Source organism: Paenibacillus sp. 10L310 (assembly GCF_056395745.1).
The window spans coordinates 261,946-278,309 of the sequence record NZ_JBFTKC010000004.1 but is presented as its reverse complement, the minus strand read 5'-3'; the positions used below and the strand labels follow the sequence as shown (position 1 = coordinate 278,309).

Below are 16,364 nucleotides of genomic sequence, written 5' to 3'. Positions count from 1 at the left end.
TTCTTGCATAGTTTCTTCGATGAGACTTCCACATCAATGAGAACGATTCAATCAGAAGTGAATTCTAATCCAATGTAGCTGCTTATGACCCATCACTAGGTCAGATCGTCATTAAAATTGATCATGGTCTGTTTACTTTTCTCACTTCCCGTTAGCTCAAGCTCAACAATGCGTTGATCCATATTTCCGCATGTTTGATTTATTAAGAAAATATAATCATCTAACCATGCTTTCACAGTAGCTTCGTGATATAACTCTGTGCTGTAATCAAATACAATCGCCATCTGCTCATCTTGTTCATAGATTTCCATTTTGAAATCAAATTTAGCAGTATCATTGACAAAAGGTTTGCTTATAAAAGATAAATCCTCGATGTCTCCAATGCTAGACTTATTGTTTTGCATGATGAACATCGTATCGAATAGCGGGTTTCGATTTAATGGAGTAGAGTAATCAATCTCTTCAACCAAGAGTTCAAAAGGGTAACTCTGATTATTGAGTGCATCATGAACTGTTTTACGAATAGATTGCAAAAACACCCTAAATGTATTCTCTTTATTTATTTTCATTCGAAGTGCTAGCGTGTTAACGAACATTCCAACAATTCTATCCCACTCACTACGGGATCGCCCCGAAGTCGGTGTACCTACAACCAAGTCTTCTTGCCCTGCATACTTGTGTAATAACAATACATATATTGAGAGCAACACAGTATACGAGGTCGTTTGCTCCTCATGGGCAATGTCCTTAATTTTTCTAATTAAAGAGGTGGGTATATCCATTCGTAAATCTTGCCCGGTACCCTTTCTTACATTCGGACGGCTAAAGTCTGTGGGCATATCAAGAAGAGGGACTCCGTCCTTGAATTGTCCTCTCCAAAACTGCTGTTGTTTCCTTAGCGTCTGTTTCCCTTCTTCACCTTTCTGCCAGTTTATATAATCCTCATAGGTATACCTGCTAGATTCAATCGGATGACCATGATATAAATCAACAAAATCCTCCATTAGAATATTCATAGAAACACCGTCTGATACAAGGTGATGTACATCGAAAAAGAGGCAATGATGTGTCGCCGCACATTTTACTATAGCCACCCGAAACAAAAAATCGCTCGTAATATCAAATGGACGTACAAAATTTCTATATAATGACTCCATGGTCGATTGGGGTTCCAAATGTAAGTATTCAATGACCAAATCGTGTTTTTCGATCCTTTGCATAGCCATATCATTAATATAGTGGAACGATGCATGTAGTTGGCTGTGTCGAAGAACCAGTTCTTGAAGAGAGCGCTCCACTCTCTCTACATCCAAGGTCCCATAAATGTCCAGGGAGCCAGGCATATTGTAGCTTGTATTGATCTTTGTTCTTTGAAGGGCGTAGTATATCCCTCTCTGTGCATACGTAAGAGGTATAAATTCTTCTTTTTTATGGGTTCGATGAATATGGTCGAGGGATACCATCTGTTTCTTGTCCCATTGTGATTCTATATAACTTGCGAACTCGTAAAGTGTCGGACTGACTAATAATTGGCTAATTTCAAGATCTATATGAAGTTGTTCTCTTAATTTATTGATGATTTTCAAAGCAAATATAGAGTCTCCACCCAAATCGTAAAAATTTGCGTCTACATTGATTTCGCTGTATCCTAAGACCTCTTTCCAAATTTGGATCACCTTTTGTTGAATGGTATCGGCGTCTCCTGCATTGGAAGAATTATTCAGAAGAGATTGGTTTGTTACATCCAACCAACATCGAATTCTTTCAAATGGGTACACAGGCAATGATATTTTAGGCACCGGTTTCTCATACAGACTTTCAAGCTGAACCTGGTCACCTTGCAAGTAGCTATGCAAGAGCGTACTTACTGAGTCCGATAACGCTAACGGATGAAACAGTAACGGCGCTTCCGCCGCAGGATTAGTATAGTACACATGCTCTATCTCGTTGTTTTGCGGATTTAAGCGGATCGACTCCAATCTCTGGACAAGATCTTCATAATTATGGAACATAATTAATACTCGCTCCGCATACTGTCCCCTGCCCGTATTAATTGTATAACACAGCGCTTTCAAGTCAACATCTGGATTTAAAGACAAAAACAAAGCATAGGCGTTCATCAGTTCAACTAGTGTGCTGTAATTGTGAGCAGAAATAGTTAAAAACTCAAACGAGGTTTGACTTGTTTTTTCGATAATTGCACTCTTTTGTTCGTTCTCCACATACTCTTCAAGGACAAGATGACAATTCGTCCCACTCATACCAAAGGCACTGATTCCACAACGCCGGATGCCGGAACCTGCTTCCCATAAAGAGAAATCCCGATTCACGTAGAAGGGAGAATTAATAAAATCAATCAGTTCATTAGGAGAATCAAAGTGTAGAGAAGAAGGAATCGCTCTCCTTTTCAAAGACAACACACTTTTAATGACTCCTGCAATTCCGGCCGTTCCATCCAAATGACCAATATTAGATTTTAAAGATCCTATGGCGCAAAATTGTTTTTGATCTGTGAATCTTCTCATTGCTTTTGTCAAAGCTTCAACTTCAATAGGGTCTCCGATCTTTGTACCTGTCCCATGAGTTTCAATATAAGATAGGGTACTCGGATCGATTCGAGCATCTTTCCACGCTTTAATCAGCACTTCTTCCTGCGCTGTTACATTAGGCGTCGTTATTCCAGCGGATCTGCCATCTTGGTTTATTGCGCTTCCCTTGATAATCGCATAGATATGGTCACCGTCATTTTTAGCTGCAAGTAACGGCTTTAATATAAGGGCAGCTACTCCTTCCCCACTCACGGTTCCATCTGCCCCCTCCGCGAAAGCACGAACCCGGGACGTAGAGGATTCTATACCGATCTGGCTTTGACTTTCTGTCGGTAAAATACTCAGATTCACTCCGCCGCATATAGCGGCCGTACAATCCCCGTTTCTTATCGCTCGAACTGCAGTATGAATTGCAACTAGTGAAGATGAACAAGAGGTATCAATTACCATACTTGGTCCCTTCAAATCCAACACGTAGGAAATTCGGCTGGCGATGATCGCATTCAGGCTACCTGCGACATTTTCTAATTCAGGAGCGATATCCTGCACAAAATCTTGATATAGCCCTCCAGCGTTGCTGCTAAAACCGAGATACACTCCGGTTTCGCTTCCTCTCAACTTCCTTCCTCCATACCCCGCATCTTCTATAGCTCTCCATGCTACCTCGAGAAACAACCTTTGATTGGGGTCCATTGCTTTTGCTTCAGCTGGCGATAGTCCAAAAAAGGGATAATCGAACTTATCAATTTGATTTAGAAACCCAGCTTTTACATACTGGGGATTCTCGATGTTCTTATACTTTAAATAGTCGTCTACATCTTTCTTTCTGTATTCCGGCAACTCACCGATCAGATCTTTGCCTTCACGAAGATTTGCCCAGAATTCATCTAAGGAATCCGCGCCTGGGAAATATCCTTCCATCCCAATAATAGCAATGTCTTTATTATCCATTTTCTGAATGGTCATTTCATTGAATGGGGCGTTAGATGGTTTTATATTAAGGTCAGTCAATTTAATCATCGTGGCTTCCTCCTCTGCTCGATGTTTAACCCTGGCTTTCTATTCTCAAGTTATATTTGCGATAGAGGGCATGGAGGATCGTTGTTTTACTCTCCAAAGGTATCTTCTTATTTTCAAGAATAGTTAAGAACAATAGACCCGCTCGATGGATTCGATCTTCAGCAGTTCCCGGTGCACTTGAAAAGCTGTATTTTATGGCCTCTAACTCTTTGTATGCTCGCACAACTGTCCGATCATATTCAGCTACATCTTTATTGTAATTCCGAGTACCAGCTGCAATAGACAATAGATGATTATAAATCTCTGATTCATCATTCTTTTGATAATTTTCGAAATCATCCACGCTCGATAGTGCATGTACGTTTACACCTTCGATATATTGAAGCATCTTCTGAAAAATATTTTTAGGCGGCATACTCGTTAGGTGTGTAACACCATGCCTAATGGCCGTTTCCATCGATTTTGTCCATAACACAGGTCTGGTCAGTTGCATTTCCAAGTTTTCCACGATACAATCAGCGCCCGTATAAGCTTGACCCGTTACATTAGAGATAATTGTGCATCGTGGAGGGCTCCATTCTACTGTTCTTAAACGCCTTCCAAGAAGTTCTCCTGCCTCGTGCATCAACGGACTGTGAAAAGCACCGGAAACCTGAAGAGGAATTACCTTATAACCTCTCTCTTTCCATTTCGTCTCTGCACTCATAAGATCACTTCTCTTACCTGTCAGCACAATCTGATTATCCGAATTGTACGCCCCAATCCAAATCTGCATATCGTTTAAACGTAAATCAGCGCACTCCTGTTCAATATGCTGCAAGTCTTTTACTTCGTACTCTAAGGCAAACATGGCTCCGTTCCCCGAGTCGGCTACTTCCTCCATGACTTGCGCGCGATAATGTACAACGCGAAGTAAGTCTTCGAACGATGCGGCTCCAGAAGATGCAAGTGCAGAATACTCTCCTAAACTATGGCCCCCCATAATTTCGGGAGCCAATTGATGCATGTTCTGAAGTTGACGGTATGCTGCGACACTTAACACAAAAATAGCAATTTGGGCATTTATTGTTCTCTTTAATTGTTCTGACGTTCCACTAAAACATAGATTAGACACTGAAAAATCCAGGATATCACTTGCTTCATCAAATGTCCTTTTTATAATGGGGTAATGGTCATAAAGGGCTCTCCCCATACCGGTAAACTGTGCTCCTTGACCGGGAAAAAGAATCATTGTTTTATGCATAATACGGGTTCATTCCTCTCAATTCCAATTTGAGGAAATCGATGATATCACCTCGCGTGATGAACTCTTCCCATTTTTCTTCTGGCAAGACAACACCGAATTTTTGATAGATTTCAGATAGGAATGCAAACTTATGCCAAACTTCCTCACTATTCAGATTAAGTCTGTCATTCCAAGAAACGGCGTTTTCTCCCCAAACGTTGTATATGGCATTTTCCACAATTTTTTCAAGTTCAGAAAGTCCCTCTTGTTGAACGTGCTCTACTCTCCTGGATTGCATAGGCAAAAATTTCAACTCAGCTGGTTGACTATGTAGGAGCGGGATATATTGTTCAGCATGAGTTAGTTCCTTCTCATTATTAATGAATATATCCCACTCACCCACAGATTCGATACACTCGCTTTTGCTTTCAGTTTCCTTTGCTGGCTCTTCATTCTCCAAGTATTCGTCGTCCAGACCTTGTCCATATACACAAACGATATGGCTTACTTCATCGGGTATACGTGACACAGGTATCGTAATCACTCGCTCTCCTTCGTGCACTACCTCATGTTCCATCCAATCGTTATCTCGTATAAATTGTTGGATGGCCTTATTTTTATCTCCGTTAATCAATACAAGTTCAATTTTGGTTAGTTGCCGTTCCAAGCAAAACTTTTTCAACAAAGAGAATACTGCAACCTCAACACCTCTTCCAAGGACTCGGCAACTCAGCAAAAAGGTATCAATAATCAATGCTTCTTGCATCATTTTCGTAATGATTAACCCCGTAAGGCCGTATGATCCAAAACGGTCTGTAACTTCAATCGCCCAACAGACATAATTCCGATCTTGCATCAATCCATACATTTCCTTTTCCGACCTTCGGATAATGGTTGAGTTGAATTGATTGGTTCGTTGAGTCAATTGTGCCAGTCTTGGAATCATACTAGAGTCGGCCACATCCATATACAATTGGAGACCCAGTTCATTCATATAATCTTCCGGCGACTTTGTTTCCAATGTTTTCCGCTGTGCATTGGTCAGCTGCATTTGGGTGCGTTTTCGGTCTTCATTTGTAATTAACAACTTGTCTAATGCCCATACATGGGATAAAAATGCAGGAATTTGCATTTTATCTTTTGGCAGTTTTAGAGTCAAAACTTCAGGCAGTTGATTCATAACTTCTAAACACTCATGTGGACTATCATCTATGAAAATGATGCTGTCCATTCCTAGGTTCAACTCTTGGGCAATCTCGCGAATATTTTCTGCCTTGCTCTTCCAGTTAATCCTCCAACTTACGAAATGTTTTTTTTGCAGTAACATATCCTTATGGTTTTCGAACACATTCCACACATCTGATTCGTTATTTTTGCTGGCTATGCACAAGAGCATACCTTCTTCCATTTTGGAAATCATGGTCTGCTGAAGTGATTGGAACGGCTTATCTATTCCTACATTTGTCTGGTTTTCACCACATATACCTTCCCATAAGGTATTATCACAATCCAGCACAATGACTTTGAATTTCTGATTATTCAAAGCGTGCAATTGTCTTATGAGATAAGCCCCCATTACTGCATCAAACGACTGGGAGAATGGCATCTGCGCCAGATTATCCTTGACATAATCGAACGGATTCTCAATGACATACAATTTTTGGCTGCGTTCAAAATCCACAAGGTGAACACCGGAAATGCCACTTAGAGCATTTCTCCATCGTTGGTTCAACTCTGTAATATAGCTAAATAGCGTGTTACTTAAACCTGCTTCGGTGGATATAGGGAAGATGGCTACGATGAGCGCCTCCTTTTGGGAGGCACTCTCAATAGCATTTAATGTTTCTTTAAAGGCATACTCTAACTTTTCACATTTTTGTGGTTCCATCATGTGGTCATCGTCACGAATCCAATCCTCAAATCTATTAAAAACAACGCGATAATCGAATGAGTTCATGAACTGACTTCTAGGGTATAACAAATCAGGTAACATCCGCTGCTTATGGAGCGTAACGTTCAGTTTGAAAGGTAACATTCTTTCTGCCCACCATTCCATATGCGGCACAATAGGGTCCGATTCAAAAGTCGATGTAATCACTAATTTACGAGTGTTCTCTTCTGCAATTGTCAATATAACCCCTCCTCAAACTGTTGTGTTGTTAGAAACCTGGTCACAAACAGCCGATATCATAGCGACGTAGAGTTCGGTAATCTCTTGTATTGTTTGCTCACGTATTCTGGAGCTGCCGATAAATTGAATGGTTAGTCCTTCTTCATTTTCTTGTGCTAACAATGTAATATCGTATTTTTGATACAAGGAACTGGACGATTTCCATGTATATAAAATACTGGCTTCTCCATCTGGATAATGCATCTCAAAGTCATGTTTGTTTGACTTCGGATCATATCTTTTTTCATAGAGATAGCTCACCAATTCCTCCAAGCTTTCAAATTCAGGCAAGTGAACATCACAATGCACGATAGAATCTTCGGAAACCCCTAAATCAATGGAGATATTCTCCAATTGAGCATACTGATTCAGTGTATATACCCAAATAGCAAACGTAATATCTTGAATATCCACAGCCATGCTTTTAGCCATTTCATTCAAAATACTTACTTTCTCCTCAGCCAAAATCACCCGATACATTGCTCCATCCGATAATCCCATAGCGGCAAGGTCGCTTCCCAAAGTAACTCTGCTTGCCTCATTGGTTCGGGACCCTTCCTTACCCGTAACTGTGTCATCCAGATATTGAGCCATTTCTCGAATGGTTGGATAAGTGAAATAATCCGTAATCGTCAACAATCCCGAGAATGCTTCATTTAGTCTGGCATGCAACTGTATTAGCAGGAGCGAGTTACCACCAACCTCAAAGAAGTTGTCATGTCTGCTTATATGATGATGTTTTAATACAATGTTCCATGCATCAAACAAAACAGCCTCCGTTTGGTTCAACGACTCATTCTCCATTGGACGATCAATCAAACCCGTAAGATCCTCACGCAAGGACAACTCCAACTTATCAATCTTCCCATTAGCCGTTCGAGGGAATTCATTCAGGAATATCACATCTTCGGGTGTCATAAATGGTGGTAATTTCTGAGCAAGTTCTTTCTTTAATTGTGAATCTTCTATTGGTTGGCTCGCATCCATGATGACATAAAGAACAAGACGTTGGCTGTCATCGGTTTTCTTCATTACTGCAGCAGCTTGTGTAACACAGTCCATCTGCATTGCACTGCGTTCAATCTCTTCAAGCTCAACCCGATATCCCCTGATTTTCACCTGATTGTCAGTTCTACCCCAATATTCCAGTGTACCATCTGATAACCATCTCCCCCGGTCACCCGAACGATACAATAATTGATTTGGCAATTCGGTTACATGAACAAAACGTTGACTCGTTTTTACATCGTCATTCAAATAACCTTTGGAAAGGCCCTTTCCTGTTATATACAGTTCTCCAGGTACTCCAATGGGTACTATTCTTTCATGGTTATCCAGAATATAAACTTCCATGTTATCGATAGGTTTTCCAATGCGAATTTGTGTATCTTCTGCCTTGAATTCATGAACTGTCGTACAAACACTGCATTCGGTTGGCCCATATTCATTAAACAACCTCACGTCAGGGAATAATGCAAAATGATTGTTTACGAGATGCGCATGAACTGATTCTCCAGCTACAGTTACCGATTTAAGATAATTGAAATCCGGCTTAGTTTCCAATATAGCGGCATACATACTAGGGACCATCAGAAAATGAGTAATTTTATGTCGCTCTGCAATTTTAGTTAGTGCTGTAACATCCAATCGATCCTTCGACGACATTAATGTCAACGTTGCTCCTGACAATAATGCACAGAAAATATCTTCTACAGAACTATCAAAGGATAAAGAAGGTACTTGAAGCGTATTATCACCTAACCCAAACGAATAATGGTTTATTCTCCATTTCAGCGTATTACAAATGGCTGCATGGCTTACCTTGACTCCCTTTGGATTTCCTGTTGATCCAGAAGTATAGATGACATAGGCTAATGCTTCGGTGTCCGGATAACTTCCAGAAATAGTCTCCGATACATAATCGTATTCGATATCCTGCACGTTAAAGCGCTGTCCCTGAAAATCTGCAAGCATCTTTGTGTTGGTTTGATTATCCGTCATCAACACATCCGTCATGCTATCATCCAGCATGTATTGCAGACGTTGATCGGGATATTCGGGATCTAATGGCAAGTAAGCTGCTCCCGTTTGAAGCACCGCCAGAATCGAGATAATCATTTCTGGGGAACGCTCCATCATCACACCCACAATCGTCCCTGCTTCAGCTCCTTTTAAAGCAAGCGCTCCGGCCACCGTCTGAGTACGCCGATGTAATTCGGAATACGTAAGTTGAATGTCATCGTGAATTAATGCAACAGCCTCTGGCGTATGCTCACACTGCTGTTCAAACCAGTGATAGAGTGTTATGGGTTGGGTTTCCTTCCAACTAGAACGAATATCCACATTCAAATGTCTCTTCTCATGATCTGCAAGCATATTTAAATGTGCTATAGGCGCATTGGGCTGTCCAATGACATCGAGCATTAAATTGATAAAATGCGTCGAGAGACGTTTAATCGTTTGTTCTTCGAAAAGATCAGTACTGTATTCAAAACAGAACGAGATCTGTTCATTCTCTTCCCAAGCAAACAGTGTCAAATCAAATTTTGAACTTTCCATTTCTGGACTTATAGGTACAATCGTTATGGAGTCTTGAATTGCAAGGCCCCCATCATCATAATTTTGCAAAGCAAACATAACATCAAAAATGGGGTTACGCGAAGTATCTCTCTCCACATGGAGACGTTCAACCAATTGTTCAAAAGGAACATCCTGGTACTCTAACATCTGAACAGTATTTTTCTTGACTGCTTCTATCAGTTGTGTAAAGGTCATTTCTCCTGAAGGTGCAAGACGAAGTACTGTCGTATTTACAAACATCCCTATAAGGCCTTCCAATTCCTGTTGCTTTCTTCCAGCTAGAGGTGTCCCTATTAAAATATCTTCTTGTTGAGTGTAGCGGTACAGGGTCGATCCAAAGAGGCTAATCAGTCCCATATATAATGTAATTCCGTTCCGTTTACACAACTGTGAAAACTGGGATGATACGGACGAATCTGCCTCGAATCGAAAAGCTGATCCTTTGAAACTTTTTACCATTGGCCTTGGAAAATCTGTCGGAAAAGCAAGAACAGGCAGTTCTCCAGACAATTGTTCCAACCAATACTTCTCCTGTTGAGCATAGGTTTCCGTTTGTAAAAACGCTTCCTGCCATACGGAATAATCCCGATATTGAATGCTAAGTGGAGGAAGTTCATGTTTTGCATTGTAAAAACTCACAAAGTCACGGATGAAATATTCCATAGAAATGCCATCAAAAATAATATGATGGAAATCAAATTTTATTTCATGGCGCTCCATTCCCAATCGGACCACTCTTGTTCTAAATAATGGCGCAGCAGATAAATCAAACGGTTGTACATATTCAGAGATATCCAACGCCGAGTTGCACCATTCCAAAAGTGGTTGAACACGATCTGGATCATGAACAATTTGTACCAAACCATCTTGTTCTGTAAAATGAAAACTGGTTCGTAAGATTTCGTGTCGTTCAATCATTTTTCTCAAGGCAAACTCGAACTTTTCCTTCTCTAAGTTACCTTCAATAACAAAGCTTTCAACGATGTTATAGACGGTTCCATTATTGAATTGTTGAAGAAAATATAATCTCACTTGTGCAGATGTCAACGGGTAATGACCTTGGTTCTCGACAGGTTTAATTGCTGGGATAACTGGTTTTTGGCGGCTCACAACAAGTTCCGATAACATCTCAATCGTTGGATTGGCAAAGAACGATTCCAAACTAATCTCAACTTCGAATTTCTTTTTGATTCTGGAAAGGAGCATGATTGCTTTAAGCGAGTGCCCCCCTAGATCAAAGAAATTATCATTGATGCTTATCTCCGAAACATTTAATAAAGGAGTCCACATCTCAGATAATGCCGTTGTCAACGTATCCATACGTTCTGGATCAGAGATATCTGTGCTTTCCTTCGTTTTAAGATTGGTGGAAATCTGTTTTTTGGCGAGAGCGTTACGATCCACTTTTCCATTTAAAGTGTACGGAATTTCATCCATAATATATATTTGGTCCGGTATCATGTACCGGGGTAAATACAATTGCAACTCTTCTTCGACGTTTTTCAATCCATCGGGAGAGTTCGATTTAGCTGGTACTACACAAGCTATTAATGCATATCCACCAATAGAATCATTCTCAACGAATACTACTGACTCCTTAATGTTTGGGTTCTGATTCAAATAATGCTCCACTTCGCCTAGTTCAATACGATATCCTCTTACTTTGACCTGGGTATCTATCCTGCCCACATATGCAAGATTGCCATCCGGCATTAACTTGGCCAAATCTCCTGTTCTATACATCCATTCTCCGTTCTCAAATGGATTTGGAATAAAGCGCTCTTTAGTGAGTTCTTCTTGTCCAATATACCCCATCCCAACTCCCATACCGGAGATGTACAATTCTCCAATCACGCTTAAAGGACAAGGCTTGAGATACTTATCCAAAACATAGACCCTTGTATTGTCCGCTGGCACACCTATAGATACGAATGGTGAATCATAATCAGGCTCCAACTCATAGATCATGCAACCTACGGTTGTTTCAGTTGGGCCATATTCGTTATATATTTTAATTGTACCCTTACCATATATCGACTCAATATCACGAGCTAACTTGGTTTCCAGAGCTTCTCCCCCGACAATGAAACGTTTAATGCGATTACCCTCAAGTTCCATTTCTTTCATTAGCCGCAGATGGGACGGAGTTAATTTGATAATATCGACCAAGTTATCCTGAATGATCCGTTTGAGAGACTCCTCGGGTGGATCGTTGTATACGACGATGCTATTTCCTGTGATCAATGGTGTAAATAAAGAGGTGATCGTCAAATCAAAAGCGATGGAAGAATATAAAGGGAAGGCTACATCCTGTTCTCCGCCTATATACACCTTGGCAGCCCATAAAGAATAATTCAACAATGACCGGTGGCTAATCGTTACGCCTTTGGGTTGTCCAGTAGAACCTGATGTATAAATGATGTACGCCGGTTCGAGAATGCTAATTTCGGGTGTATCATCACACTGGGTTTCCACGAAAGGTTCCGATTCTGAATTTACAACCAAGTTGAATTTGCACTCACCTACTAATTTCTCAACAGGTTTATCGCTAATTAATGCAAAACATCGACTATCTTCCAAAATGTAACTGATTCGCTCTTCAGGATACATTGGATCTATTGGTAAATAGGCTGCTCCCGTTTGAAGCACCGCCAAAATACTTGCAATCAATGAAGAGGATCTTTCCATCATGATGCCGACAACTTTCCCAGCACTAGCGCCCCTCATTACCAATTTATTGGTTAAACCATCAGCTTGCTGCATCAGCTCCCGGTAATTCCAGTTTTCATTTCCTTCTCGTATTGCAATTCGTTCAGGATTTATCCTTGCCTGCTCTCTAATCAGATGATGTATTGGTTTCTCGAATGATAATGAAACTTCGTTACGGTTCAATTCGTAGATTTGCCAATTTTGCTCATCTGTAGAAAGAAGGTTATATGTTTTGATACATTCATCAGGTTTTTGCGCAATACAATCTAAAAGTTCAACAAAATGATAGGCTAATCTTTCTATAGTGCTTTGAGCAAACAACTGCGTGTTATATTCAAAGCAGATTGTCATGCTATTTTGATGTTCTGTTAACTCCAATGAAAGATCCATCTTTGAAATTTTATTTTCGAATGCTACAGGTTTGATCGTCATCTCTTCGACCACGGTATCAAAGTCTTCCTTAAACTGATGCATAATGACCATGGTATTAAATATAGGATTCTGATTGTTCATCCGATCAAATGAAATGTTCTCTACCAGTTGGTGGAATGGATAGCTCTTATTCTCATATACATTCACCACGTTTTCCTTCACCTGGTCTAGCAACTTCGAGAAGGCAATCTCGGGATCAACATTTTGCCGGATAGCTATGGCATTAATCATCGGTCCCATAACCATATCCAGGTTGCTATCATCGCGTATAGATGAAGTTGTTCCTACGATAAATTCCTGATCTCCTGAATATTTGTTCAATAATACATAGTAAGCAGCAAGGATATTCATAAACATCGTGGTCTCATTTTTCTTGGAAAGCTGTTTAAGCATGTGTACGGTCTCGCCTTTGATCTCCTTGAAACATACGGAGCCTGTGAACGTTTGATGTTCGCTACGATCATAATCATAAGGTAAAGACAATTGGGGAAGATCTCCACCCATGTATTTCATCCAGAAATCCTTCAAATGGACGTACTCGGAGCTATTCGTATGCTCTTTCTCCCAATATGCAAAGTCTTTGTATTGGATCGTTTTTTCTGGAACATCTGTGCCATTATAAAAATCAAATATTTCTTGAACTAAAATCTCGAAGGTTCGTCCATCTGCGATAATATGGTGCATGTCAAACAGTACATAGAACCAATCTTTATCCAACTCGACCACACTTACCTTGAATAGCGGAGCATTCGCCAAATCGAAGGGCTTCACAAATGAATCAATGAAAGATTGAAGCTTATCATAGTTAAGCTGATGCCAGTCTAAACTGAACTTGGTAATATCCAAGATACGTTGAACAGGTTCGTAATCATGCACCTCAAACTTGGTTCGGAGTATTTCATTCTTCTGAATTATTCTTTCCAAGGCCATATCCAACTGCTGACGATCCAAAGCACCTTTTATTTCAATGATCCCTGGCATATTGTATGCCGTGCTGTCAGGATGGGCTGAGTGTAAGGTGAATAGTCTCTCTTGGACCAGCGATAATGGATAGAACGCTGCCACAGGAGCCGGCGATATTGGGGTATTCTGCTCCTTTTCGCTGTCATCAATAAACTTGGCCAAATGATACAGCTCAGGTGTCGCAAACAATTGTTTAATCGATACATTTGTCTGAAATTGTTTATATATTTGACCGCTCAATACAGCTGCACTTAGAGAATGTCCACCCCGCTCAAAGAAGTGATCCTCTCTGCCTACGGTTTCGATACCCAGTACATTCTTCCATATCGTTCCAAGCACTTTCTCGGTATTTGTTATGAGTTCTGAACGCCCACTATCCGAAACTTCTGATTTCACCAACGGATATAATGCCTTTTTATCCAACTTTCCATTGGCATTTGTGGGGAAAGACTCTAACAAGGTAAAGTTTTTAGGTTGCATATATAATGGCAATTTTTCTTTAATTCCCTTTTCAAGCTCCATCAATGCAGAGTCATCTTTCATAACAAGGAACGCAAAAAGTTCCTCATTCTGATGTAATACCACTGCTTCTTTAACCTGGCTATGCTGTTGAATAACCCATTCAATTTCGTTGAGTTCGACTCGATGACCCCGGACTTTGACTTGTGAATCCATCCGATTCATAAATACAATGTTACCGTCAGCGAGCCACATCGCTAAATCACCGGTTTTGTACAATGTTTCACCTGACACAAATGGCGAAGGCATGAAGACCCTGTCAGATTCCGTAGGTTTTCCGATGTACCCTTTGGCCAATATGTCTCCACTAAAGCAGAGTTCACCTATCACCCCAACAGGCAAGATTTCATTGTTCGACCCAAGAATGTATGCACCTACGTTTTTGATAGGTCTACCTATAGGGATGGCGCCACCCTGTAAGTCCGATGTCTCAACCACGTTATAAGCCGTCACATCAATGCAGCATTCTGTTGGTCCATAACAATTGATAATGGTTGGTGCAGTTTGTCCAAAAACTGCACGAATCTCATGAACTAAAGATTCCTTTAGGGGCTCTCCCCCAATTAAAAGTAATTCTACATGGGACCTCTGAAATAAATGAGGGGGGGAAGACATTAATATGCGAATCTGAGTAGGTGTAGCATTCAATGTATGAACCTCGTTATCACCTAAGTATTCCATTAATAATCTACCGTCTCGTTGAGCTTCATCAGATATGACAATGAGGGTATGTCCGTTAAACAAACCATAGAATACATCTTCCAAAAAAACATCAAAAAAGTAAGGTGCAATCAAACCAATATGTTTAGGTTCTTCGTATGAAACGACATATTTACCAAAAGCACTAGTGTGATGCAGTAACATCTGATGTTCGAACAAAATGCCTTTCGGCTCTCCTGTACTTCCAGATGTGTATACAATGCATGCACCTTGCTGAATTGGAATAGAGGGGAATTCTTGATTTTTTTCATAAGCAAACTGTATTACATCCTCTATGACGAGGATCTCAGATTCAAATTTTTCCATTTTGGAAACCATTGTTGCCGTGACAAGTGCCATTCTAGCCTCACTATCTCTATACATGTATTCCATTCTTCCTGCTGGAGATGACGGGTCAATGGGTAAGAAGACGCCACCCGCTTTCAGTATCCCCAACAAACTGGAAATGGTATTAACAGATCGTTCACAGATACAAGCAACTACCTCTCCTGGTCTCAAGCCTTGAGCCAGCAAAGCATAAGCGATATGATCTGAGCGTTCAGACAGCTGTTCGTAAGTTAATGCTTCATATGAATCTTGTACGGCTCTCCGCTGAGAAAACCTAAGAGCATACTCCTCAAACAACTTATGTAGCGGTAATTCTGGTTCCTCCACTATTTTTCTTTCGTTGAACACGTAAGCTATTTGTGTATGTTCTTCCTGCGATAACATTGACAGTTCACTTATTTTGACGTCCGATGAACCTTTAAGTGAATTACTAAGTAGTTGTTCATAATGACCCAACATCACTCGCACTTGCTCTTCACTAAAATCGGCTTGATAAGCTGCGCTTATTTCCAATTCGTCCAACGCGCTACTCATCCAAAGAACGATCGGATACTGTCGTGAGAGACTATCCATGATGTGGCTTCCATGAAGAGGCTTATAGCCGATAATTACATTGTACAGTGTGTCCATAGGCTGATTATTTTCTTCAACGAATGGAAGAATTGAAGCATGTGCATACAGAGTATCCAGTTTACTCTTGGTCTCAATCAACATTTCTTTTAAACTAGCCTCGGGCTTCAAGTCTTGAAAGTAAGGTAATGTCAGGCTCACTTGAGGGATTCTGTAATTAGATTTCATATTAGGAATACCAACAGCGATACGTCTGCTTCTTGTATACTGGCCGAACATCGTATTCCATATGGTGAGAAGATAAGTAAATATTAATGAATCATTATGCTTGCATCTTTGTTTCAAAAGATCGGCTGTCTGTTGATCCACCGTTCTTCGAACCATCCCTTGTCCTTCTGACAAGGTGTACGGGTGTACTCGCATGGTTATATCTGTAGCTGGATATGATTCGTTCCCCAGCACGTTTTCCCAAAACTGTTTTGCTTCATCCATGTTCTTTTCAGTAGGCACCATAATCCCTCGCTTTCTCCCATTTGATTAGTCGTCGACAATCATATTGCCGACGACTGTTACAATTACA

General features: G+C 40.5%; 4 protein-coding genes. All 4 read right to left on the bottom strand.

Annotation, left to right across the window (positions count from 1 at the left end; genetic code table 11):
- Window positions 1–95: 95 nt before the first annotated feature.
- The 4 genes from AC1DE7_RS13325 to AC1DE7_RS13310 are packed head-to-tail and all read right to left on the bottom strand — an operon-like array spanning window position 96 to window position 16,276.
- Window positions 96–3,569: a condensation domain-containing protein gene (locus tag AC1DE7_RS13325; RefSeq protein WP_477534549.1), complete on the bottom strand. Its 3,474-nt coding sequence runs from the start codon at window positions 3,567–3,569 to the stop codon at window positions 96–98.
- Between the two features lie 25 nt (window positions 3,570–3,594).
- Window positions 3,595–4,812 (bottom strand): ACP S-malonyltransferase, encoded by a 1,218-nt coding sequence (locus AC1DE7_RS13320; RefSeq protein ID WP_477534548.1) that lies wholly within the window; start codon window positions 4,810–4,812, stop codon window positions 3,595–3,597.
- Window positions 4,805–6,925, bottom strand: a complete 2,121-nt coding sequence (locus AC1DE7_RS13315; protein WP_477534547.1) for an HAD-IIIC family phosphatase — start codon at window positions 6,923–6,925, stop codon at window positions 4,805–4,807. Before AC1DE7_RS13315 ends, AC1DE7_RS13320 begins: the two co-directional genes overlap by 8 nt.
- Window positions 6,926–6,937: 12 nt before the next feature.
- Window positions 6,938–16,276 carry a non-ribosomal peptide synthetase gene (locus AC1DE7_RS13310; RefSeq protein ID WP_477534546.1) on the bottom strand — a complete coding sequence of 3,113 codons (9,339 nt, stop codon included), beginning with the start codon at window positions 16,274–16,276 and terminating at the stop codon, window positions 6,938–6,940.
- Window positions 16,277–16,364: the final 88 nt, after the last annotated feature.

Bases quoted from the DNA above. Each gene is read 5' to 3' on its own strand.
- AC1DE7_RS13325 (WP_477534549.1), bottom strand. From the start codon at position 3,569: ATGATTAAATTGACTGACCTTAATATAAAACCATCTAACGCCCCATTC.
- AC1DE7_RS13320 (WP_477534548.1), bottom strand. From the start codon at position 4,812: ATGCATAAAACAATGATTCTTTTTCCCGGTCAAGGAGCACAGTTTACC.
- AC1DE7_RS13310 (WP_477534546.1), bottom strand. From the start codon at position 16,276: ATGGATGAAGCAAAACAGTTTTGGGAAAACGTGCTGGGGAACGAATCA.